The organism is Seonamhaeicola algicola, from assembly GCF_007997385.1.
GTDB classification, from domain to species: Bacteria; Bacteroidota; Bacteroidia; order Flavobacteriales; family Flavobacteriaceae; genus Seonamhaeicola; species Seonamhaeicola algicola.
The window spans coordinates 538,121-561,188 of record NZ_VOSC01000012.1; the positions used below are offsets into that span (position 1 = coordinate 538,121).

Annotated in this window: 18 protein-coding genes; 6 read left to right on the forward strand and 12 right to left on the reverse strand. The window is 32.7% G+C overall.

All coding sequences use genetic code 11. The annotated features are described in order from the left end of the window. Positions 1-6: 6 nt before the first annotated feature. The 4 genes from FUA26_RS04825 to FUA26_RS04840 form a co-directional block, all read right to left on the reverse strand. Positions 7-1,080, reverse strand: coding sequence for a TlpA family protein disulfide reductase (locus tag FUA26_RS04825; protein ID WP_147132300.1), 1,074 nt, complete (start codon positions 1,078-1,080; stop codon positions 7-9). Between the two features lie 132 nt (positions 1,081-1,212). Continuing rightward, a complete protein-coding gene (locus FUA26_RS04830; protein ID WP_147132303.1) occupies positions 1,213-2,625 on the reverse strand; it encodes a RagB/SusD family nutrient uptake outer membrane protein in 1,413 nt (470 codons plus the stop codon). An 11-nt stretch (positions 2,626-2,636) separates the two neighbouring features. Next, entirely contained in the window at positions 2,637-6,086 is a 3,450-nt protein-coding gene (locus tag FUA26_RS04835) for a SusC/RagA family TonB-linked outer membrane protein (protein WP_186826857.1), read from the reverse strand. Between the two features lie 170 nt (positions 6,087-6,256). After that, positions 6,257-7,393: a FecR family protein gene (locus tag FUA26_RS04840; protein ID WP_147132309.1), complete on the reverse strand. Its 1,137-nt coding sequence runs from the start codon at positions 7,391-7,393 to the stop codon at positions 6,257-6,259. Between the two features lie 137 nt (positions 7,394-7,530). Between FUA26_RS04840 and FUA26_RS04845 the strand changes: the two genes are divergently transcribed. Further along, entirely contained in the window at positions 7,531-8,037 is a 507-nt protein-coding gene (locus FUA26_RS04845; protein WP_147132312.1) for an RNA polymerase sigma factor, read from the forward strand. A gap of 3 nt (positions 8,038-8,040) precedes the next feature. Here FUA26_RS04845 and FUA26_RS04850 read toward each other — a convergent pair whose 3' ends face one another. From FUA26_RS04850 to FUA26_RS04860, 3 genes are all read right to left on the reverse strand, one after another. Then, on the reverse strand, positions 8,041-8,487 hold the full coding sequence (locus FUA26_RS04850) for a LexA family protein (RefSeq protein ID WP_147132315.1): 447 nt from the start codon (positions 8,485-8,487) through the stop codon (positions 8,041-8,043). Positions 8,488-8,563: 76 nt separating this feature from the next. Next, positions 8,564-9,820 carry a Y-family DNA polymerase gene (locus FUA26_RS04855; protein ID WP_147132318.1) on the reverse strand — a complete coding sequence of 419 codons (1,257 nt, stop codon included), beginning with the start codon at positions 9,818-9,820 and terminating at the stop codon, positions 8,564-8,566. Between the two features lie 42 nt (positions 9,821-9,862). Beyond that, entirely contained in the window at positions 9,863-10,405 is a 543-nt protein-coding gene (locus FUA26_RS04860) for a GNAT family N-acetyltransferase (RefSeq protein WP_246109072.1), read from the reverse strand. Positions 10,406-10,459: 54 nt separating this feature from the next. Between FUA26_RS04860 and FUA26_RS04865 the strand changes: the two genes are divergently transcribed. Further along, complete coding sequence (locus FUA26_RS04865; RefSeq protein ID WP_147132321.1) at positions 10,460-11,005, forward strand: hypothetical protein; 546 nt, start codon at positions 10,460-10,462, stop codon at positions 11,003-11,005. A gap of 9 nt (positions 11,006-11,014) precedes the next feature. Here the strand turns inward: FUA26_RS04865 and FUA26_RS04870 are convergent, their stop codons facing one another. From FUA26_RS04870 to FUA26_RS04880, 3 genes are all read right to left on the reverse strand, one after another. Further along, on the reverse strand, positions 11,015-12,046 hold the full coding sequence (locus FUA26_RS04870; RefSeq protein WP_147132324.1) for a sugar-transfer associated ATP-grasp domain-containing protein: 1,032 nt from the start codon (positions 12,044-12,046) through the stop codon (positions 11,015-11,017). 10 nt (positions 12,047-12,056) lie between these two features. Beyond that, a complete protein-coding gene (locus tag FUA26_RS04875; RefSeq protein WP_147132326.1) occupies positions 12,057-12,497 on the reverse strand; it encodes a DUF3157 family protein in 441 nt (146 codons plus the stop codon). A gap of 65 nt (positions 12,498-12,562) precedes the next feature. Beyond that, positions 12,563-14,056, reverse strand: a complete 1,494-nt coding sequence (locus FUA26_RS04880) for an aminotransferase-like domain-containing protein (RefSeq protein ID WP_147132329.1) — start codon at positions 14,054-14,056, stop codon at positions 12,563-12,565. A gap of 78 nt (positions 14,057-14,134) precedes the next feature. On the opposite strand from FUA26_RS04880, the gene FUA26_RS04885 reads away from it, so the two are divergent. From FUA26_RS04885 to FUA26_RS04895, 3 genes are all read left to right on the forward strand, one after another. After that, positions 14,135-15,955: a TonB-dependent receptor plug domain-containing protein gene (locus tag FUA26_RS04885; RefSeq protein ID WP_147132332.1), complete on the forward strand. Its 1,821-nt coding sequence runs from the start codon at positions 14,135-14,137 to the stop codon at positions 15,953-15,955. Between the two features lie 166 nt (positions 15,956-16,121). Continuing rightward, positions 16,122-16,988, forward strand: a complete 867-nt coding sequence (locus FUA26_RS04890; protein WP_147132335.1) for a cupin-like domain-containing protein — start codon at positions 16,122-16,124, stop codon at positions 16,986-16,988. A 57-nt stretch (positions 16,989-17,045) separates the two neighbouring features. Next, positions 17,046-17,540, forward strand: a complete 495-nt coding sequence (locus tag FUA26_RS04895; RefSeq protein ID WP_147132337.1) for a DUF6646 family protein — start codon at positions 17,046-17,048, stop codon at positions 17,538-17,540. Between the two features lie 160 nt (positions 17,541-17,700). Here FUA26_RS04895 and FUA26_RS04900 read toward each other — a convergent pair whose 3' ends face one another. Beyond that, entirely contained in the window at positions 17,701-18,177 is a 477-nt protein-coding gene (locus FUA26_RS04900; RefSeq protein ID WP_147132339.1) for a regulatory protein RecX, read from the reverse strand. Between the two features lie 82 nt (positions 18,178-18,259). Between FUA26_RS04900 and FUA26_RS04905 the strand changes: the two genes are divergently transcribed. Continuing rightward, positions 18,260-20,623, forward strand: a complete 2,364-nt coding sequence (locus FUA26_RS04905; protein WP_147132341.1) for a T9SS type A sorting domain-containing protein — start codon at positions 18,260-18,262, stop codon at positions 20,621-20,623. Between the two features lie 31 nt (positions 20,624-20,654). Here the strand turns inward: FUA26_RS04905 and FUA26_RS04910 are convergent, their stop codons facing one another. Continuing rightward, positions 20,655-23,066 (reverse strand): TonB-dependent receptor plug domain-containing protein, encoded by a 2,412-nt coding sequence (locus tag FUA26_RS04910; RefSeq protein WP_147132344.1) that lies wholly within the window; start codon positions 23,064-23,066, stop codon positions 20,655-20,657. Positions 23,067-23,068 lie beyond the last annotated feature (2 nt).

Here is a 23,068-nt window from a genome sequence, read left to right on the forward strand (position 1 = left end):
TTTATTTTAGTTTAAAATTTTTGCTAATTCATCTGTTAAATTATCGGTGTATTGGTGCTTGTAAATTATTTTTCCTTCGGGTGATACTAATATTAAATGCGGAATAGCAACTACAGCATATTTAGAGCCAACATCAACAGGTAAATTAGCATCATCTATAACTTGTGGCCATGGTAATTTGTGTTGTTTTACAGCTTCAACCCACTTGTCGTAATTTTTATCTGTACTAATACTTAAAATGGCTAGCTTTTCTTCAGAATATGATTTTCTTATTTCTTTTAATTCAGGAAAACCTTTAATACATGGCCCACACCAATAGGCCCAAAAATCTATTAAAAGATGTTTACCTTTATAATCTGATAATGAAATGTCTTTATTTTCTATACTTTTTAATGTGAAATTTGGTGCTGGTTGCCCTACTTTTACTAAGTCTAAATTTTTACGACGTTCCACCAAGGGTTCTAAAAAGTAATTGTTGAGTAAACTAACATCAAAACTATTTATAACTTTATCTAATGTTGTTGCATCTGCACTCCAAAATTGCGCATAAGCCGTTTGCGCTAGTGCCACATTTTCTGGGTGCTTTTTAATGGTTTCAATAAGTTTATTGGCGTAATTGTTTATAAAATTAGTTTCGGCTTCGGTTGGGTCTTTTTTGTATTTTAAGCGTTCCATTTTAGCTATTCCTAAAGCGTTACTAATTTTTAAAAACTCATTGTGTTTTGGTGTGCCTTCAACAATAAGACTATCGTTTTCAATAATTAATTTATATGTTCCTACACCAGTAAAAAGTTGGGTGCTGTAAGTTTTGTTGTTATGCCTTAGGGTTACACGTCTTAAAGCTTGGGTTGTATCTATTTCAATAATTGATACGTTGTTTTTTAAAGAATCTTTTATGGTAAATTTATTGTATTCTTCCATACTTTGAACGCGTTGGTAGGGAGCAATAGATATTTCACCTGTGCCAACACCACTAGTATGTACTTCTATTTTACAGGTGCTTAATGGTGTTTCTTTTTTTGTGTTACAAGCTGTAATTATCAAAAAAAGAAACAATAGTTTTATTGTTATTTTTTTCATAAATAATGGAATTATTGAAGCGGTTTTAAATAAAATTTAAACCTTTATAAAGCTTCGTTTTTTTTGATGAAAGAAGCCAAATAGCGTAATTGCTATTTAGCTTCTTAAGCTTAAAAGGAATTAGAAAACTTTTTAATCTCTTATATTTTCGCCAATTTCAGGGTTTTGCGAAATATATTTTTGAGCTATTGGTAAAGCCCAATTATTGCTGTTTGCAGGCAATGTATATGTAGTGCCATTGTACGTGTGTGTAATATCTATAGTAGGTGTATCAAATACATTATAACGTTTTAAATCGAAGAAGCGATGCCCTTTCATTATAAGCTCTAAACGTCTTTCTCTTTTTGCCCAAGCCAGTACTTCAGCTTGATCTGTGCTAGATAGAGGTGTAAATTTACCTGTATCCATGCGTTTTTCGCGTAGTGTATTCAAATCTGCCAAGGCGGCATCTAAATTGTTTAATCTTGCATAACATTCTGCCCTGGTAACATACATTTCTGGCGTAGAAGGCCCAATAGGTTTAAAGTTTCTTATAAAACCAACGGCATAAATTTTCTCAGGTCCAGTAAGTCCGTAAAGTTCAGGGCCTGCAAATGTTCGTCTACGTTGGTCATTGTCTTCTAAAAGGCTTAAATAATCATCAGAAGCTATTGTAAAACTATACGTTGCATTTGATGCTTTGTGCCAAATAATTTCTGGATCTTCTTGTGGTTTATCACTTTGTCTTGCAATGCCAGGGAAAAACCAATCTGGATAGGTGTTAAAATCCACTACCGTGTTTGATAAAGCTAATGCATCATTTGAAGCGTTAAGAGCATTCTCATAATCGCCCATGTATAAATAAACTCTTGCTAATAAACTATAAACACCCGCTTTAGATGGACGATGTACTAGCTCTGGGGTATCGGGTAAATATAAAACAGCCTCGTTTAAATCGTTCAAAATAAGTTCATATACCTCTTTTACTGTAGCACGTGGAAACTGAAGGCCTGTTAATTGACTTGTGAGTCTTAAAGGTACGCCTAAATCAGTATCGGCTGTGGTTGGGTTGTAATGCTTACCATATAAATTTACAAGGTAAAAATATGCAAAAGCCCTATGTGCTAATGCTTCGGCTTTTAGCGCCATTTGTTCATCTAAAGTACCGTCGGTTGTGTTTAAAATTTCTTCTAACACAATATTGGTAACATATATTTGGCCATAAAGTGCAGACCAATCTGGATCTTCTTGTGCTGGTGTGTAAATGTTATCATTCCAAGTGAAGGTATTTGTACCAACATCTCCTTCAGGATAAAAACTAAGAAGGTTATCGGTAATCATAACATCATCACTTGCTAATTCTGTATTAGCAGCTGTATTAACAAAACCAGGGGATATTACTTGTAGGCCATCAACACCAAATACGTCGGTTTGGTCTAAAAGTAGCCTATAATCATTAATTTTAGTGGGAATTACTTGACCTTTTGGTTGAATGTCTAAATATTCTTCTCTATCACAAGAAAACACTAAAAGCGCAAGACAAAGTATGTATATAGTATGTTTCATGAGTTTATTATTTAAAAGTTAGCATTTATACCAACCGTAAAAGTTGGTCTTTGTGAAAAAATGAAGCTTTCAGGGTCTACATTCCATTTATTGAAATTTATTAATGCTAAATTTCTGGCTTGCACATTGAAGCTTAGGTTGTTAAAGCCAATAGCGCTGGTTGTTTTAGGGTTTAAATTGTATGATAAAACAACTTCTTTTAAGCGTATGTGTGAAGCATCATCTATGTTTTGACTACCGTACCTGTAATATGTTAAATATGCATCTAGTCTAGCATCTGCTCTTGTAGTAGGTATTCTAGGAATTGTGGTTGTTAACTCATCACCTGGGTTTTGCCACCTGCTTTCAAAGTCTTCATGTATGTAGTGGTTACCACCAAACCTATTAGGAAGTTCTGCGTAGTCTAAGAAATTAGTGTTTCTAAATACATGGCCCAATTTAAAGGTTGTTAAGGCTCTTAAAGTAAACCCTTTGTAGGTGAATTGGTTTATCCAGCTGCCATAATATTTAGGCAGTGTGGTACCTTCATATTTTAAAGCTTCAACAACGTTAATGTCTTCATTAACTAAATCACCATTTTCATTTAAAAATAAAGGATCACCTTCGTCATTTAACCCTTCATATTGGTAGCTGTATAAATAGCGTAATGGTGTGTTTACTAGGGGTGTTTGAGTAATAGTGTAGGCAAATGGTGTGTCATTAGGAACATCAACTTTAGTTACCGTATTCTTGTTGTAGCTAAAATTTAACGTTGTGTTGTATTTAAAATCTTTTGCATCAACTACTAAGCCTCGTAAAGAAATATCTAGACCTTTGTTTTCCATTTCACCGGCATTAATTAGAGCAGAGTTAAACCCAAGTATTGATGGGAAAATAACGTTAGATAACAGGTCTTCACTTTTTCTATTATAATACTCTATACTACCGTTAATTCGGTTGTTAAACAAACCAAAATCTAAACCAAGGTTAGTTACATATACTTTTTCTAACCTTAATTCTGGGTTTTTTACGTTAGAAATAAAACCGTATTGGTTGCCCGTAAACGGATCACTAGAAATACCAACTTGTACAAATGGGCTTGTACTGTTATTTACATTACCGTTGCTACCGTAAGTGGCTCTAAGTGATAGGTTATTAATGGTTTTACTATTAAAAAAGTTTTCATTATGTATGGCCCATTTACCACCAATAGAGTATAACGGAATGTTTTTGTATTTTTTACTGGCACCAAAAAGGTTAGCATCATCTAAACGTACACTGCCGGTTAAACTATATCTTCTGTCAAAAGCATATGCAGCATTACCGTAATAAGATATGTATCTGTTTTCTGCTTCTGTAATTCGGTCAATAAATGGTATTTGTCTTTCTCCAAAAAAGTACACCGTAGGGAACAAATCAGCATAATTTATGTTTTTTGCAAAATCTAACGATTGATCATCATACGCGTATAGCCTATTGCTGTTGCTGTTAGACATAACTTTTCTAACCTCGTAACCACCAATGGCTGTAATGTTATGTAAGTTGTTGTTGAATGATTGGTTGTAGTTTAATTGTAACCTACCAGATTGAGCGTTTTGATTGAAGTTTGATCTATCTAAAATACTACCTTCAGGTATAGCACTAACGGCACTACCTGTGGCAGTTGTTGTATAGGTATTTATTAAATTTCTAACAAAAAAAGTGTTTTCGTTATACAAATTTCTGGTTTTTGAAGCGCCTTCTTCATACTGATAACGTCCCTCAACAGATAAATAATTTGTTATGTTATATTTTAAAGCAGCCTGTAAACGTATTTGAGAAAAGGTTGATTTGTTGTTTTTATTCTCAAACTCTTGTAGTAAATTATAATCCCAGTTATAAGGGTATCCATTTTCTACGCTACGAGCATCTTTAAATTCTTGATAAAACCCTTGCGATTGTGTTAAGTAATTACCGTTTTCATCAATTATATTTTGATATTGATCTAAACCTTGTGCATCTCCTATAGACATACCGTTAAACTTATTTCTTGTATGCGAATAGTTTATTCTACCAGTAAAAGTAAGTTTTGGTGAAATGTCTATTTGATTACTTATGTTAGCAATAATTTGATCACTATTATTATTTAAAAGAGAATTATCGTTCTTATTTTGATTGTATACTATGGATGCTTGATAACTACTATTAGCGCCGCCACCGCCAACACTTAAATTATGTTGTATCCAAGTTTGGTTAGAAAGAAACAAGTCTTCAAACTGTTGCCTGCTGTCAATATTTTGAAGTCTGTTTATTGTTTCATCAGCTTCAGCCTGGGTAATGTTACCGTTATTTAAAAGAAGGTATGTGTTTAGCCCTTCGCTTATGTTAGAAGGATTAAAGGCATTAGGTAGGTTTCTCCAAGCATTATCAGCCATGTGTTTTTCAAACTCTAAAAAACTAGCTGTTGATGCATAGGGAAGTTCGTGTAAATCAGTTTGTGGAGTTATTGAAAAGTTTGATGAATAATTAACCATGGTTTTGCTGTTTCTTTCACCTTTTCTGGTAACAACAACTATAACACCGTTAGCCGCTCTAATACCCCAAATAGATGCCGCAGCTGCATCTTTTAAAATGGTTATACTTTCTACATCGTTGGGGTTTATAGTCTCTAAACCTTGCTCTATAGGAAACCCATCTACAACCACTAAAGGCTGGCTTACAGAATTTATAGTACTAATACCTCTAATAATTGCAGAGCTACCTCCATTAGTATCAAATAAAACCCCAGCAACTTCACCTTCAATTTTATCAAATACATTTTGAGTGGTTTTTATGCCAAGTGTTTTTTGGTTAATTTTTTCAAACGAGCCAGTAGTGCGTTCTTTTGAAATTTTTTGGTAACCCGTACTAAGTACAACTTCGTCTAGTTTGTTGGCATTTTCTTGGAGTACTACATTAAGTTCGGTTTGGTTGTTTACCACAAACTCTTGAGTTAAAAAACCAATAAAAGATACTTTAATAATATGGCCTTTTAAGGCTGTAACGGTGAAGCCGCCATCAAAATCTGAAGCCACACCTTTAATAAAATCACCACTGGCAGTTGTAATAGTTATGTTTGCACCTGGTAGTGGTGCTCCGTTTTTATCGGTTACAGTACCTTTTATTTGTTGCTGGTAAACATCTTGCCTAATAAACTCTTTTTGTTTTAAAACAATTGTTTTATTAGGTGTTAATTCATACACGTAATTACTAAACGATAGGCTTTTTGATAGTAAGTTATGAACTGTTATAGTGCCTTTTTTTAAGTGAATTTCTGGGGCATTTTTAAAATCTTCGGTTTTGTAAATGAACCTATAATTTGTTTTTTCTTTTATAAGTTCAAAAACTTCTATAACAGATATTTCTTGTTCTTTATCAATGTTTATTTTGATATTTTGTGAAAAACTGTTGTTAGAATTAAACCCAAAGGATAAGGCGCAAAATAAAAAAATGAGAGTTTTCATAAGCATCAAAGAGAGTTGTTTCCTATATTTTATAGGAACTCGAATAAATTTAATTTTCATAAATTTGAGTGTTTTTAGTTAGTTAAACATTTAATTAATTAAATACGCCTTAAAAAGGAACTGAGAATGGTACGGTAGGATGTCTAAACTCTGTTCCTTTTCCCTTTTTATTATTCTATAATTACTTGTCCATTTTGAATAATAAAAGACATATTTGTTGCGTTTTGTATCATTGTTAAAATTTCTTCTATATTTTGTGTTTTATCAAAAGAGCCTCCAAAAAGCTCATGCTCAATATTTTTGTTTTTAAAGTTTACATCAACATTATACCATCTAGATAAAACCATCATTATTTCTTTTAAAGGCTTGTTTTTAAAGCTAAATACGCCGTCTTTCCACGAAATTTCATTGTAAACATTAATGGTGTTTACTATAATTTTGTTGTTGTTAGGGGTAATTATTGATTGCTGATTGGGTTTTAAAACGGTACTATTTGTATGGTTAGTAACCATTACTTTTCCTTCAACCAAAGTGGTTAAAATATGTGTGTCTTCTTTATAGGCTTTTATATTAAATTCTGTTCCTAAAACTTCAATAGTTTGGTGGTTGTTTAATACTTTAAATTTAGTGCCATTGTTAATAGTACTTGGTGATACATCAAAATAAGCTTCGCCATATACAAGCTCTACAGTTCTGGTTTCTCCTTCAATAAAATTTGTTGGGTATTTTAATTGCGAATCTGAATTTAACCAAACTTTAGTACCGTCTGATAGGTTTACCAAAAATTGTCCGCCTCTTGGAATGGTTAAATAATTGTAAGATATACTTTGTTTTGTGGTAGCGGGTGTACTGTAAATTAATTCTTTACCATTACTTTTAATATTGTTGTTAATATAATTTTGCCCTTTTTCTAGGGCTATTTTACTGCCGTCTTCAAGAGTTAGAGTAGCTTTATTTGTACCAGCATGTATGTTGTTTTGTGTAGCAACTTTAACACTGTTTGTATTATTGTTTAGCATAAAATAACCAAAACCAAGTAGTGCAATTACAGATGCTGCAATGCCGTACCTAAATAACCTTTTAACATGTAAACGTTTTTTGTTAATTTGCTGTAAGCTTTTATTTAGCGCATTGGTATAAGGAAATTTGTGAAGCGCATTGGTTAAATGGTTAACTTCTACAAATGCGTTGAAATATTCAAGGTTGGCTTTGTTTTGTAACCAAGCTTTAAGTATTTCAGACTCTTTTTCAGAGATAGTATTATCTATTAATTTAACAATAATTCTATCTATTTTTTTTTGGTTCATTTTTTTGTAAGCTTATTTATGGTAATGACGTAAATTTTTTAAAACCCCCTTGGTTTTAATTTATTTTTTTAACATTTGTATTACAAAAACATAATATTTTAGTTAAGCTGAAAGATAAAAATATCATATTAGAACGTATTAAAAAAGGCGATCAAAGTGCTTTTGAACAGTTGTATAAAACATACTACGAGAACCTTTGTGTGTACTTAAAAAGTTATACCTCAGACCACGCAAAGATTGAAGATACGGTTCAAGATGTTTTTATTAAATTATGGCATAAAAGAAAACGCTTATCTGTTAAAAAATCATTAAAAAGTTATCTTTATAGAGCTGCTTATAATACGCTTATGGATAGTTATAGAAAGCAACAGCGAAATGATGAAATGCTATCTTCATATTACCACACTGCAGTAATGAGAGCTATTGAAACAGATACTACAATTAAAACAGATAAGATTACTAAAATGAAATCTTGTATAGAATTGTTACCAGGTAAGTGTAAACAGGTTTTTGTAGAAAGTAAAATTTCGGGTTTAAAGCGTGCCCAAGTTGCCGAAAATTTAAACATTACTATTAAAACGGTTGAAGGGCATATTACAAAAGCATATGCATTATTAAAAATGTGTTTAGAAACAACAACTTAGCCTTTACACCTTTTTAATAACATTAGTTACAATGCCCCAAATAACAAATTCATTTTCTGGAGTTATTTTAATTATTGGATAATTAGGGTTTTCTGGTTGTAACCATACCTCGTTATTTTCTACTTTTAGGCGTTTTACGGTAAACTCACCATCTAAAAAGCAAACAGCTATTTTGTTGTTTGCAGGTTCAATACTGCGGTCTATTACTAGTAAATCGTTGTCATCTAAACCTGCGCCAATCATAGATTGTCCGCTAACACGTGCAAAAAATGTGGCTTCTTTGTTTTTAATAAGTTCTTTGTCTAATGATAGGCGTTGCTCTTTAAAATCTTCGGCAGGTGATGGAAACCCTGCTGAAATTCCAGCATCAATAAATAAGGCACCTAAGGCATCATCATGAGCGTCTTCGGGTGTGAAGAAGGTTAAATTTGCAGATTTATGTAATATCATTTATTCTCTCGTGTTATTTTGCGTTAGGTATTCAAACCTAAAGTAAACCCTTGCGGTAATGCCATAAAGATACTAATTATTTTACCACAATAATATCTTTTATATTGGTTGTGTATTTGGGTGAAAGGTGTTCTTGCCGCATTTTCCAGGTGCGTTTTAAATCTTGGCTAGCTAATTTTATTTTATAGTGTCCGTATTTGTTGTTTAGCTTATCTATTGATTGCATGAGAGGTTGGTGCTTGGGGTTTTCTTTTTTAAACATATTAAGCTGAAAATTATTGGTTGGCACTAAGCCTGATACTACTACGCCTGCTTTTTTGTATTTAATGTTTTTTTTAAAAATTGAGGTTACTGCTTTTACAGCCTCTGTACTAATTACTAACGATGAGTTTGTTGGGTAAGGTAGGTTTATAACAGCACTACCACGGTGTTGTTCTGTGTTTTTTTTGTGCCTATCACTACTAAGGGTTACATAAATTACGTAACAACTAGAGTGTTGTTTGCGTAGTTTTTCGGCACAGGTAGCTGCAAATGTTGCAATGCGTTCTTTTATGTAGTTTATGTTGTTGTATGAAAAATCAAAACTACGTGTTGTTGCAATGGCTTTTTTGTTTGTAGGCTCATCAAGTGCTATTTGGGGTATACCCTCTAAATCTTTTTTTAGTTTGAAGCCTGTGGTGCCAAAGTTGTTGCGTACCCAAGTATCGGGTAAATTTACAAAGTGTATGGCTTTTTTGCAGCCTTTAGCGCTAAGGCTTTTGTGAAAACCCCGGCCAATACCCCAAACATCTTCTATGTTAATCCAGTTTAAGGCTTTTAGGCGTTTTTCTTCAGAATCAATTACATAAATACCACCGGTTTCTTTTGGGAATTTTCGGGCTATTTTATTGGCAATTTTACTAAGCGATTTGGTGGGCGCAATGCCTACGCAGGTTGGTATACCTGTCCATTTTAAAATGCGTGTTCGCATTTGATGTCCGTAATTGTTAAGGTTGTAGTTTTCAAAACCTTTAAATTCTACAAAGGCTTCATCTATGCTATATACTTCAACATCGGGTGTAAATTGTTTTAGTATATTCATAACCCTGCTGCTCATATCACCATAAAGCGGATAGTTAGATGATAACACGGTAATGTTATTTGCTTTACAGAAACTATTCCATTTAAAAATAGGAGCTCCCATAGGCAAATTTAAAGCTTTGGCTTCATCACTACGTGAAATTACGCAACCATCATTATTACTAAGTATAGCAATGGGTTTTCCTTGTAAATTAGGGTTAAAAACACGTTCGCATGAAGCATAGAAATTATTACAATCTATTAGTGCAAACATAGGCCGTAAAGATACAAGAAAATGATATTGTTTGTGGTGTTTTTAAAAATTTAAAATAACCAGATTTAAATTTTTTTCGTCTTGCGAAAATGTTTTTAAAGTTTTAAATCCAACTGCTTTGTGGGCATTTATTGAGCGTATGTTTTTACTATCAATAAGTGTAATAATACAACTAAATTGGTTTTTAAGGGTATGTGTCATGTGGTTGTAAAGTCCTTTAAAAACACCTTGGCCTCTAAAATTTTTATCAATACAAATTTGCCCCATAACTATGTAGTTTAGGTTGGCGTTTACAGTGGTTTCAATGTGGTTAAACATAGGTTTTAAAATATCAATATCATTTTTAAAATCTTTAACCATTGTAAGCGCATACCCAACCACGTTGTTTTTGTGCTTTGCAATTATATGTGGGCAAACGGTGTTCATGGTTTGTAAAATTTCAAAAGAATGATGCACGGTTACAAAGCCTTCTTTTTGTTTTACGGTTTCAGAAACGTTTGTTATTAAATTGGCTTTTTGAAGTTCTAAAATTTGAAGTAATTCATTTTTAGTTGAAGCGCGTGTATATGTTATGTTTGTTTGCAAAAGTGTGGTTTAAATTTACAGGATAAAGATATGCTTTTTTATATATTTGTTTTGATGGCTATAAAAACAGATTTGATTATTGAAGAACCTAGTAAACCTTTAATTAATAGGGTTGTAGTTTCGTTTATATATGCTTTATTTTTTACATATACATTTTACCTACTTAAGTATAAAAACATATTAGAGCATCCTGAAAAACATACAATATTGGTGTTGCTAGTTTTACTACTGTTAATTATATTTTTTTCAAGTTTTATGGCTATAGCATCTCATAGTATTCATATAAGCTTACAAGAAAATAAAATACAGCATCAGTATAGAATAGGAAGGTTCAGATACAAAGAGGTTTGGCAAGTTTTAAAAGATATTGAGTATGTTTCAGTATATAAAAACAGTGGCTATTATTTAGTAAACTTATGGTATGAAAAAAATGGGATATTAAATTTAATGGCTTTAAAAGATTATGAATTATCTATTGAAAAAGGCCTTTTTATTGCAGAAAAGTTGAATACAGATTTACTAGATGCTAGAGAAAAAGGCTATAATAAATGGATAAACAAAGCTGCAACCAAGCAACAAGGTAAAATAGTTTATTTTTAAAAGTAGTGGTTAGTCTACCTCATGTAGTAAACTTTTTATGTGTTTGTTTTGTAAAAAACCGTTAGTAATCATGTTCATTGATTGTAAGTGTGGCGATGTGTTTGCTTCAATAATTACAGGGCCGTTTGGTGTAATTGCAATATCCCAACCAATTAACCTATCAGGAAAATAATTAACCGCATTAATAACAGTGTTGCAGGCTTCTTTAAAATAAGGTATTTTAAAACCTTCAAATGTAATATTACTATCGGGGTGTTTTGTTATTAGGTGTCCGCCATATTCTGGAAAATAATAGCCGTGTTTTTGTAATGTGCCATCATTAATATTAATGCCAACAAAAAAACCACCCGATGCAGAGTTATCTACAATACTATTTCCAACACCAAACCTAATAATAGCAGCAACAATTTTGGTAGTACCTTCTTGTGTTATAACAGTTATAATTCTTAGGGTGTTTAATGAGTTACTGTGTATTTTATTAATTAATTCATGTTGTTTAATAATTTCAGTAAATACAAAATTGCCATTAACTATAGTGTTATGATATTTTTCTTTTAATTCTTCTTTGTAATTTTTAGCTGTTATTTTAAAGCAGCCTCTGCCACCATAATCTGCCGGAGGTCTTACAAAAATAGCTTCAATGTTTTCTGTATTAAAAATAAGTTCAAATGTTTTAATAGCAGATGTTAGCGTGCTTAAATTGTGTAATTGACCATTGTAAAAAAAGCTGTTATAAAAGTTGTGGCCAATAAGTTTTGGTGTTTTAATGTTGTTTAACCTACTCATTAAAGCAAAAAACAGTTTGTTGTTTACGGCATTTGTAAGTGCCGGATTATGCAGTTTTTTGTGGGTTTGTAGTTTTTGTTGTTCTTTTAAGCTAAGGTGTTCAAGAAAATTTTTGGCATCTTTTCTGTATAAAAATTTAAAATAGTAATACGGTATTTCTCTTTTTTTAATTGCTAGAATTATAACCTCTTTAAGTATTGTGAAAACACTTTTTTTATTTGGGTATTTTATAAAAACTTTTAACCTGTTTTGCATAGTGTAATTTCTAAAAAATATCTAACTTTTTTGCAAAACTGTGCCCCGTGCGTTTATATGTTGTTTTGGTGCCGTTAGCACAAAAATTATATATAGCGGTGGCTTTACTTTCTTTAACTGATATGAGTATAACATCATTAACAGTGCATTTGTAATCTTTAGCAACACGTTTTTTTATGTGGTTTATGGTTGCGCGCCCCTTTTTTAATTGTGTTTGTATTTTTTTATCAAGTTTTGGCTCGTTAAAATCTGCTGGTAAATTACAAGTATTACTGTTTTTAGCAATAATGCTGGTTTGTGTGTTTTTTGGGGCTTCTAAATCAATGTATTCCCAAGTAAAATCGGCTTTAAGTAAAACACGACGGCCATCTTCAGTTTTAACAATATGGTTGTTTTGAGATAGGGCAGAATATGATATTAAAAATACAATAACAATAAAAAAATGTTTCATAATATAAATGCTTAGGTTAAATTCAAAAGTACAATTTATATAATAGTAACATTTAAATAATGTTGTTAATTTACCACATTGCAGTAGGAAAGCCACAGTTTTTCAGCCACCGTTTTAATTTCTTTTTCATTTAGGTGCCCAAAACCAAAACGGATGGCACAAGTATTTTTATCTTGGTATAAAATGGTTTTTGGTAAAAATACATTTTGTTTTTGGCTAGCTTCAGCCAGTTTTATCAATGAAATTTTAGGTTTAAATTGCAACCAAATAGCTAAACCACCGTTTGGAATTTCCCATGATATCTTATTCTTGAAATAAGCATAAAGGTATTGGCACAACCAATCACGGCGCTGTTTGTATACAATTACGTTTTTTTTAGTGAGCCTGTAAATTTCACCTTCATCAATTAATTCGGCTAGCATTTGTTTTTGTATAATATCACCTTGTTCATCAAGTAGCTGTAAATAGTTTTTGGCTTCAGCAATTAAATTTTCAGGTGCTACTACAAATCCTGTTTGAAAACTAGGAAATAATGACTGCCCTAATTTACCCAAGTAAATTACCATACCATTAACATCGGCACTAGCCATAGGTAACATGGCAGAACCTTCAAACTGAAAATCATAATCAAAATCATCTTCAATAATAGCAAATTTGTAGGTTTTTGCTAAGTTTAAAAGCTCTAAACGCCTTTTAGCACTTAGGGTTTGTGTGGTTGGGTAGTGCCTATTGGCGCAAATATAAACGCACCTTATACTGTGTTTTATAAAATGCGTTTTAATGTATTCAATGTTTAAACCATCAGTATCAACAGGAATTGTTTTTATTATTGCACCGGCTTGCTGAAAAATCATATTTGCTGCATAATTACTTAAATTACCAACTAAAACAATATCATTTGGTTTTATAAGAATTTGAGATACAATGTACAAACTCATTTCAGTACTTCGGGTACTCATAAAGTTGTTTGGTTTTATGTGAAACCCTCGTGTGGCGTTTAAGTAATTGCAAATATGTGTTTCAAAAATTGAAGCTGAAGCATTGGCGTTATTCCATTTATTAACAACCAATTTACGTTTCATTACGGCACTATACCATCGTGAAAATTGATGTACAGGATGTAACCGTAAATCGGGCTTGCCGTCATTAATTATAAATTTTGCATTGGTTTTTTCGGTAGTTGAAGCCAAATGTAATGATTGCTGAAACGGAAATCCGGTAGTTTTAGAGTATTCATAGGCATTATCAATATTACGTTGGGCAGCAGCCTTAATAGGCGTGTTGTTTTGTTTAGGCACTAATACAAACGTACCTTTGTTTGGTATAATTTCTACCCAACCTTGTGATGCCAACTCATCATAAACAGCCACGGCGGTATTGCGGTGTATTTTTAATAAATTACTAAAGGTACGTGTTCCGGGTAATACGGTGCCTTTTAATAAATACCCGCGCTGAATGGCATTTATAATTTGTTGTGCAATTTGAATGTAAACAGGGTTAGTGCTTGTTTTTTCAATTGTTATTAACTGTTCTAAAATATTTACAACCGGACTATTCATTGTTTTAAAACTGGACTATAATAATCGTCCGGAAAGTTACGAATTTTGCACCGCTTTTTTAATTATCAATTTTAATACATGAAAACAACAGTAGTTTTTACAGCATTTTTAGCATTATTAACGGTAACTGGTTTTGCACAACAAACACCGCAAGATCAAAAACTTGATACCGTTTTAATTGCTTCAACCAGAATAGATTTACCTTTTAAAGAAAATTCTAGAACCATAGAAGTTATTACAGCAACGCATATAAAAAACAGTGCCGCAACAACAGTAGCAGAATTATTACAGCAAGTAGCAGGGGTTGATATTCGCCGAAGAGGTACCGCTGGTAGTCAAGCAGATTTATACATTCGCGGCGGTAGTTTTGATCAAACCTTGTTGTTAATAGACGGCATAAAAATGGACGATGCTCAAACAGGGCACCACACCATGAATGCTGCATTACCCATAGAAGTTATTGAGCGTATTGAAATTATAAAAGGGCCAGCAGCCCGTGTATTTGGGCAAAATGCATTTACAGGAGCCATAAATATTGTAACTAAAAAACAGTTAAAAAACACGGTATCTGCAAATTTTGAAACGGGCTCTTTTGGGCAGTTAAATGGTTCGGTAACTGTGGGATCATCATTAGAAAATTCATCGCATATTATACATGCTGGTAAATTAACTTCTGAAGGTTATAGAGTAAATTCAGATTATGAAAACGCTAACTACTTTTTAAAGAGTGTGTTCAATAAAAACGAACAACCTATTGAAATGATTGCTACGTTTTTTGATAGAAAGTTTGGTGCCGAAAATTTTTATACCACCAATCCTACTTTTAACGAATACGAAGAAACACAAAACAGTTTGTTAGGTTTTACAACAGCATTCAAATCAAACCGATTAAAAATTAAACCGCGTGTTTACTGGAAACGTAATCAAGATATGTTTTTGTTAAGACGAAACGAGCCTAATTTTTATAGAAATCTTCATATAACTAACAAAATAGGGGCAGAGGTTAATACATCATACAACTCTAAAATAGGCGTTACAGGTTTTGGTGTTGATGTATCAAAAATTTACATAAGAAGTAACAACCTAGGAAACCGTAATAGGTTTATGGCTAATATGTTTTTAGAGCATCAGTTTAAAATATTCAATAATAAACTAGATATTACACCAGGTGTAGCTGTAACCTATTTTTCAGATTTTAAATTTCATGCCTTTCCTGGTTTAGATGTTGGTTACAAACTAACCAATAATTTTAAACTTTATGCAAACACAGGTTATACGTACAGAATACCAACGTATACAGATTTGTATTATGCAGATCCTGCCACCGTTGGAAATGAAAATTTAGAGCCAGAAGAGGCGTTATCAGCAGAGTTTGGTGGTAAATATTTTTCACCAAAATTAACCGCATCGTTCGCTCTTTTTTACAGAGATGCCAGTAAATTAATAGACTATGTTAAGGTTTTAGAAGATGACCCTTTTACCGCAACAAACCTAAGAGATTTGTACACAAAAGGTTTTGAGCTTAATGCAGGTTACAACTTTACAATAGCAAATAAACCACAAAATATAGCTTTTGGTTATACGTTTATTGAAGATGAAGTTGGCACGTTAAATATACCGTTTTCAAGGTATTCAATAAACTCATTAAAACATCATTTTACAGGGCGTTTAAATGCAAAAGTATCAAACAACATTAACCTAAATATAGTATATAAACATGCCGAACGTACCCAAGGCTTAAGCTATAATGTTTGGGATGCCTCGGCAATTATAAACCTAAACCAGTTAGAATTTACTGTAACTGCAGCTAATATTTTTGATGCAGATTATATAGAGTCTGGTGTAGTGCCAATGCCACCAAGCAATGTGTTATTTGGGTTGCGCTATAATTTTAACTAAAACCAAAACAACAAATATATTTGTTAACCGAAGCTGCTTTTTTAAGCAGCTTTAGTTTTTTTAACCCAATATTAATGTAACTAGTACGTTAAAATACAGGCAAAACAAAAAATAGTAATGTAGTTACTTAACGTTTACTTAACTTTGCCAATTAATTTTAAGTAAATTGAAATTGAACCTACAAGAAGTTCCAAGAGTAAAAACCATAACCAAACAAGAGTTTTTAAAAAACTACTTTAAGCCACAAAAACCAGTGGTTATTGAGCGTTTTATTGATGATTGGCCTGCATACAAAAAATGGAATTTAAATTATATTAAAGCCATTGCTGGCAATACTATGGTGCCGCTTTATGATGACAGACCGGTTGATTATAAAGAAGGTTTTAATGAGCCACATGCTAAAATGAAAATGGCCGATTATGTAGATTTACTAAAAACCGAGCCCACAAAATATCGTATTTTTTTGTGGAATATTTTAAAAGAAATTCCGCAGTTACAAAAAGATTTTAAGTTTCCAGATTTTGGGCTAAAACTCATGAAAGGTATTCCAATGCTGTTTTTTGGTGGTACCAATTCGCATACATTCATGCATTATGATATAGATTTGGCAAACATTTTTCATTTTCATTTTGAAGGAAAAAAACAGTGTATTTTATTTAACCAACAGCAAAATAAGTTTCTGTATAAAATACCACACGCGCTAATAACCCGCGAAGATATAGATTTTAGTAATCCCGATTTTGAAAAATGGCCCGCATTAAAACATGCACAAGGCTATAAAACCGAACTAAAACATGGCGAAATTTTATATATGCCAGAAGGTTATTGGCATTACATGAAATATATAACACCAGGCTTTTCAATGAGTTTGCGTGCCATAGCCCGTAACCCTAAAAACTTTAGTAAAGCACTTTACAACATACTTATAATGCGCCATTTTGATAACGCTATGCGAAAAATAAAAGGCCAAAAATGGATAGATTGGAAAAACCAAAAAGCCATTACACGTACACATAAACATTTAAATATTTAAGGTTTGGTTTACAAAAGTTGTAGTATATTTGCTGCTTAAAATTAATTATCCCAAATAATGAAAAAGAACATAGTTTTAGTAGTAGCTTTATTAAGCGTTGTATTTGTTAATGCACAGGCTTTTATTGGTAACACAGACAATAAATTTCAAGTAGGCGCTAATTTTCAAGACAACGGTACAGGTATTAATGTAACCTATGATTATGGTATAGGTGAAAACATATCAATAGGTTTAGCGTCAACATACCTTTTAAGTGTTGAAGAAGCCATTGATGCCGATTTTGGTGATAGAATTGATGTAAGAGCGCGTTTTAGTGCCAACTTAGGAAACGTTATTAATGTAGATGAAAATTTTGATGTGTATCCAGGTTTAAGTCTTGGCTTAAAAAACTTTGGTGGGCATTTAGGTTTACGTTATTTCTTTTCTAGTGGTTTTGGTATTTATTCTGAGCTTAATGCACCATTTGCAAAGTATAATAGTGATACTTTAACACCTGCCGAAAAACTTCACAACCAATTTACTGTGAGTTTTGGTGCAAGTTTCAATATTTAAAATAAAGTAAAAACAATAATTAAAAAGATAGCTTCAAAAGCTATCTTTTTTTGTTTAATATAGTTTGTGTTGTTACAACACGCAAGTTTACAGCGTAGCTTTAAGCAATAAAAAAGCGTAGTTAACGTAAGCCAGCAATGATATGTATTTCAAAAAAAAATTAATGCACCAGTTCATTAGCTTTTTCGTACACCAAATGCGGTTCCCAGCCGCGGTATAGCAAAAAATCAATAAGTTTTTTTCGCTTTTTCATAATATTAGTTTCGGTAATACTATCCGCTTTTTTTTCGGCTAAAGTATTAAAAACTTCGTTGTAATCCGTTTCTGTAATTTCGGCAAGTGCACGGTTTATATTAACTTTGCTAATGTCCTTTAATTTAAGTTCTTGAGTTAAACGGCGCCGCCCCCATTTCTTAATTCTAAACTTACCGCTAACAAATGTTTTGGCAAAACGTTCCTCATTAAGGTAGTTATGCTCTAATAGGTGTACAATAATAACATCTATAGCTTCGGGTATCATGTGCATACCTTGTAGCTTTTGCCTAACCTCTTTATGGCAGCGTTCTTGGTACGCGCAATAGTGCTCTAGTTTTTTTGTAGCCTCTTGTACCGTATATGTATTTTTTTGTTGCCGCATAAGCACCAAAAATATAAAAGCATTAGCAGTTTTAAAAGTATAAACATAAAACCCTAACAACAACAAACAACTAATTAACACCATGAAACAACTAACCACCATTATAACCTTGCTTTTGGCTTTAAATTTTAGTTTTGGGCAAGAAGTTTTTATTAGCCAATATATTGAAACTTCTTCTGGATCAACTCCAAAAGGATTAGAAATATTTAATGCATCGGGTGTTGATATTACTTTTTCTGCTGCAAATAATTTACAGGTTTATCTAGGAAGAAATGGAGCCACATGTACACCTTTGCCTGGAACCAATATAACAACAGGAACCTTAAGAGCTAATGAAGTTTGGATTATAGGAACCTCTGATTTAACAGCTTATGCAATTACAAATGGAGTTAATTTATCAGGAGTGACAGATTATGGTTTTGATTTTAATGGTGATGATGCATTACAATTATATTTAGGAGGAGTTTTACAAGATACTTTTGGAACATGTGGAATAGATCCAGGTGCATCTTGGTCTGGTAGTGGAGTTAGTACAGAAAATGATAATTTGCAAGTTAAATATGGTGTTTGTTCAGGTGATTTAATAGGGTGGTCAGACCCAAGTATTCGTTTTGATGCAATTGCTGTCGGAACAAATATGATTGGTTTTGGTGATGCCCCAATAGGATGTTGTACCTCGTCTACAACTTGGAATGCAGGTTGGAGTAACGGGACACCAGATTTATCAACCGAAGTTATTATTGCTTCAAATTATGATACAGCTCTTTATGGTAGTTTTAGTGCGTGTTCAATTACAGTTAGTTCTGGTGATTTAAATATTGATGATGGTGATTATGTTGAGGTACAAAATGATGTAATTGTAGATGCTAGTGCATCTATAGTTGTGCAACCATATGGTGCGTTTATTCAAAATAATGATACTGGTATTGTTACAAATAATGGCATTATGCAAGTTGATAAATTAACGGCTGAAATAGACAATTGGTATGAGTATACGTATTGGAGTTCGCCAGTTACAAATGTTACAGTTGGTACAGCGTTAAGTTATGCCGATAGTGATAGAATATTTACATACAATGGTGCACTTTTTAACGATTTATTAGCTGAAACAAACAATAGTAATGTATTTGTTACAGGGCAGGATGGTATTGATGATGAAGGTGATGATTGGCAATGGGTAAGTGGCACTAATATTATGATACCAGGTGTTGGTTACGCTGCAACACACTCTGAAGCAGCTATGTTACCTTTTCCGGGTGTAAACTATAGGTACTCGTTTAATGGTACTTTTAATAACGGTGTAGTAACAGTACCTGTTGATAGAAATGACACTAGTAATTTAGATTCTAACTGGAATTTTATTGGAAACCCGTATCCTTCAGCAATAAGTGTTAACGAGTTTATGGCACAAAATTTATATCCGGCTGGTCCATTAGACGGAGCTGTTTATTTCTGGTCTCAAAACACAGATTATAATGGAACAGAAAATGGAAATAGTGCCTTAAATTTCTCAATATCAGATTATGCTGTTGAAAATGGCTCTGGTGGAACAACAGGAGGTGATGGTACAACAACAACAGGTTTTATACCATCTGGTCAGGGTTTCTTTGTGTCTTTCTCTGATAGTGCACCTTCAAATTCTGGTAATGTTGTATTCAATAACGCCATGAGGCGTTTAAGTTTTTCGCCAGATAACAGTGCGTTTTTTAAAAATGGTAATGCAAAAAATAAAACTGTTTCAGTAGACAATAAGTTTTGGATTAACTTAACATCAGATAACGGTGTGTTTAATCAAATTTTAGTTGCTTACGTTTCAGGAGCAACTAATAATGACGATGGTGCTTTTTATGATGCTAAAAAAATTATTGCCCCAAATACATATGCTGCATTATATTCACAAATAGAAAATTCAAACAAAACATTTGTTATTCAAGGTAAGGCACCAAACAGTTTAAATGAACAGGAGCAAATAGCTTTAGGTTTTAAAACTAGTATTGATGTTGCAACGCTTTATACCTTGTCTTTAGCAAAAATACAGGGCGATTTTTTAACCAATAACCCTGTGTATTTAAAAGATAATTTATTAGGGAAAACGCATAATTTATCGGAGTCTGATTATACATTTACTTCAGAAACGGGTACGTTTAATGAGCGTTTTCAAATAGTATTTAGCAATGCTGCATTGCGTACAAATACAGCACTTGCCAATAATAATAGTTTAAAAATTACGGCCTTACAAGATGATTTTGTACAGTTTAGCACTAGCAATAATATAACAATTAAAACCGTAAAAATTTACGATGTTTTAGGTAGAACCTTGTATAACTTTAACGGTAATAGCAGCACAGAAACGTACAATGTATCAAAATTACAAAATAGCGTATTTGTGGCTAAAGTAACCTTATCAAATGGTGTTGAAATTAGCCGTAAAGCTGTAAAGAGGTAGCATTAATAAGTTAAATTTAAGTGCGTTTTTATTACAAACTATATTTTAATGATAGAATAAAATTACGGCCAGCAGCTGCAATACCCGATGAGTAGGTTTTATAGCGTTGGTCTGTAATGTTTTCTAAACTAGCTGTTAATAATGTAGATTGCCCTATGTGGTATTGTGTGCGTAAATTGAGTGTGTACCATGATGGGCTGTAAGGGTTACCGTTAGCATCGGCAGCATATATGTAATCTTTTTCAACTTCCGAAGGTGCTAAATCGGCAAAAGCTATTTCATCATTAAAGTTAACGAACGCATCAACTTTAAAATTATTGTTTGTGTAAATTAAGTGCGCATTACCAAAATTAGGAGACACATGACGTATGGGTACTTCAATAGCATTATCTTCTTCAGTACCACCTATAATATTGTATTGTGTGTTTAAATTTAGGTTTTTAGTTAGGTTTACAAGCAAGCCAGCTTCAAAACCATAAATCCATGCTTTTGAGGCATTTTGTATGGCTTGTACGTTGCTTAATTGGCCGTCATACATAATGGTTGTTTGGCCATTTAGCGAAAAATCTCTTCGTACTAAAGCATTATCTAAATAGGTGTAATAAGCATTCAAATCTAAAACAACTTTGTTGTTAAAATCTAGTTTTAAGCCAAGATCTGCTCCGTAAGCATATTCAGGCTTAAGGTTTTCATTAGGTACTACAACAGAGCCAGGTTCAGAGTCAAAAACTTTTCCAATATCATCAATATTAGGTGCTCTAAATGCCGAAGAGGCGTTTAATTTCCATTGAATAATATCATTAGGAGACCAACTTACACCAGCGGTACCTGTTAAGGCGCTAGCGTTGTTTTTAGCCCTGTTGAAAGGTAAATTTAAGTAAGTGTTGTTGGCTTCAAAATTGGCTTTTGAAACTATATGGTTATACCGTAAACCAGATTGAAATACAAATTTAGTGTTGGGTTTGTATTTAATGCTACTATACACTGCTGCCGATTGCCAACTGGCACCATCAGGATATCTAGATACTGTTGGTGTTGTTGTGGTGGTGTTTATGTTTTCTTCTAAACCTTTTGAGTTTACTTGGTTATAAATGTACTCTACACCGTAAAAAAACTGCGTTTTTGGGCTAAAGGTTTTTTCAAAATCTATGTTTAAAGAGTAGGCGTTTAAACGCTCTTCTCTAATGTTTCGGGTTAATGATTGGTAGTTGCGGTCAATGCGGCTTTCTTCAAAATTTTGATAGGCTACTGATGCTATAATTTTATCGTATAAATTTGAGCTGCTACTAAGTTTGGTAATGTTTAAATTAGACATAAACCAGTTTTGAGGCCCGTAATACCATTCTGCCGAACGTAGCGTGTTGTCTCGGTAACGTATTAACCTATCGTATCTTGGGATATCTGATGTTGTGGTGTAATACAAACCTAAATCAAAACTTATGTTTTTATAGGGCTGATAGCGCACTTTTTGCATTAAGTTAAGTTGATTGTATCCAGTATATTTTTGTTCTTTAGGGTTTGTGTTGGCAATAACTTGGTCTGTGTTATTGGTAGTTAAAACAAATTCTGGACGCAAATAATCTGAAGGGCCATGAGCACCCATACGTAAATCATCAAAATCTGTATAGCTGGCACTGGTTAAAAAGGCCCATTTTTTGTAACCTAAATTAATATTGAAATGGCCTGTGTTTTCATTATTTGCTGAGGCGTATCTTAAAATTATATTGGCTTTAAAAAGTAACGAGTCTGTATATGATAGTTTAGGTTTTTGGGTGTAAAAACTCATAACGCCACCAACGGCATCACTACCATAAATTACAGAGCCTGCGCCTAAAGTTACCTCGGTGTTTTCAATTGAAAACGGATCAATAGAAATAACATTTTGTAGGTTGCCACCTCTAAAAATAGCATTGTTCATTCTAATACCATCTACAGTAATTAAAAGGCGGTTTGTTGAAAAACCTCTTATCATGGGGCTACCACCACCTAACTGACTTTTTTGAATGTACACCTGCCCAGTGGTTTCTAATACATCGGCACTGGTTTGCGGATTTGTAAATTGAATATTTTGAGCATTTACACTTACTATTTTTTGCGGAATATCTTTTTTGTTTTGTATGAATTTAGATGCTGAAATAACAATTTCTTCTAGCCCTTGTGTATTAGCTTCTAAAAAAACAGTATTAGTGCTTCCTAAGCTTTGTTTAGTAATTGTTTTAAGTAAATGCGATAGGTGTTTTAGGTAAATATCTTCGGTGTTTGAAAACTCAGAAATATCAGCTTCTCCTCTAAAATTAGTAATAATACTTTTTGATTTATCAATGTTATAAATAGCTACACCAATAATAGGCTCTTTAGTAACGCTATTTAAAACCTTAATGTTTTGAGCTTGAATATTTAAAAAAGCTAAAAAAAATAGAAAAAATGGTAAGTAAAACTTCATGT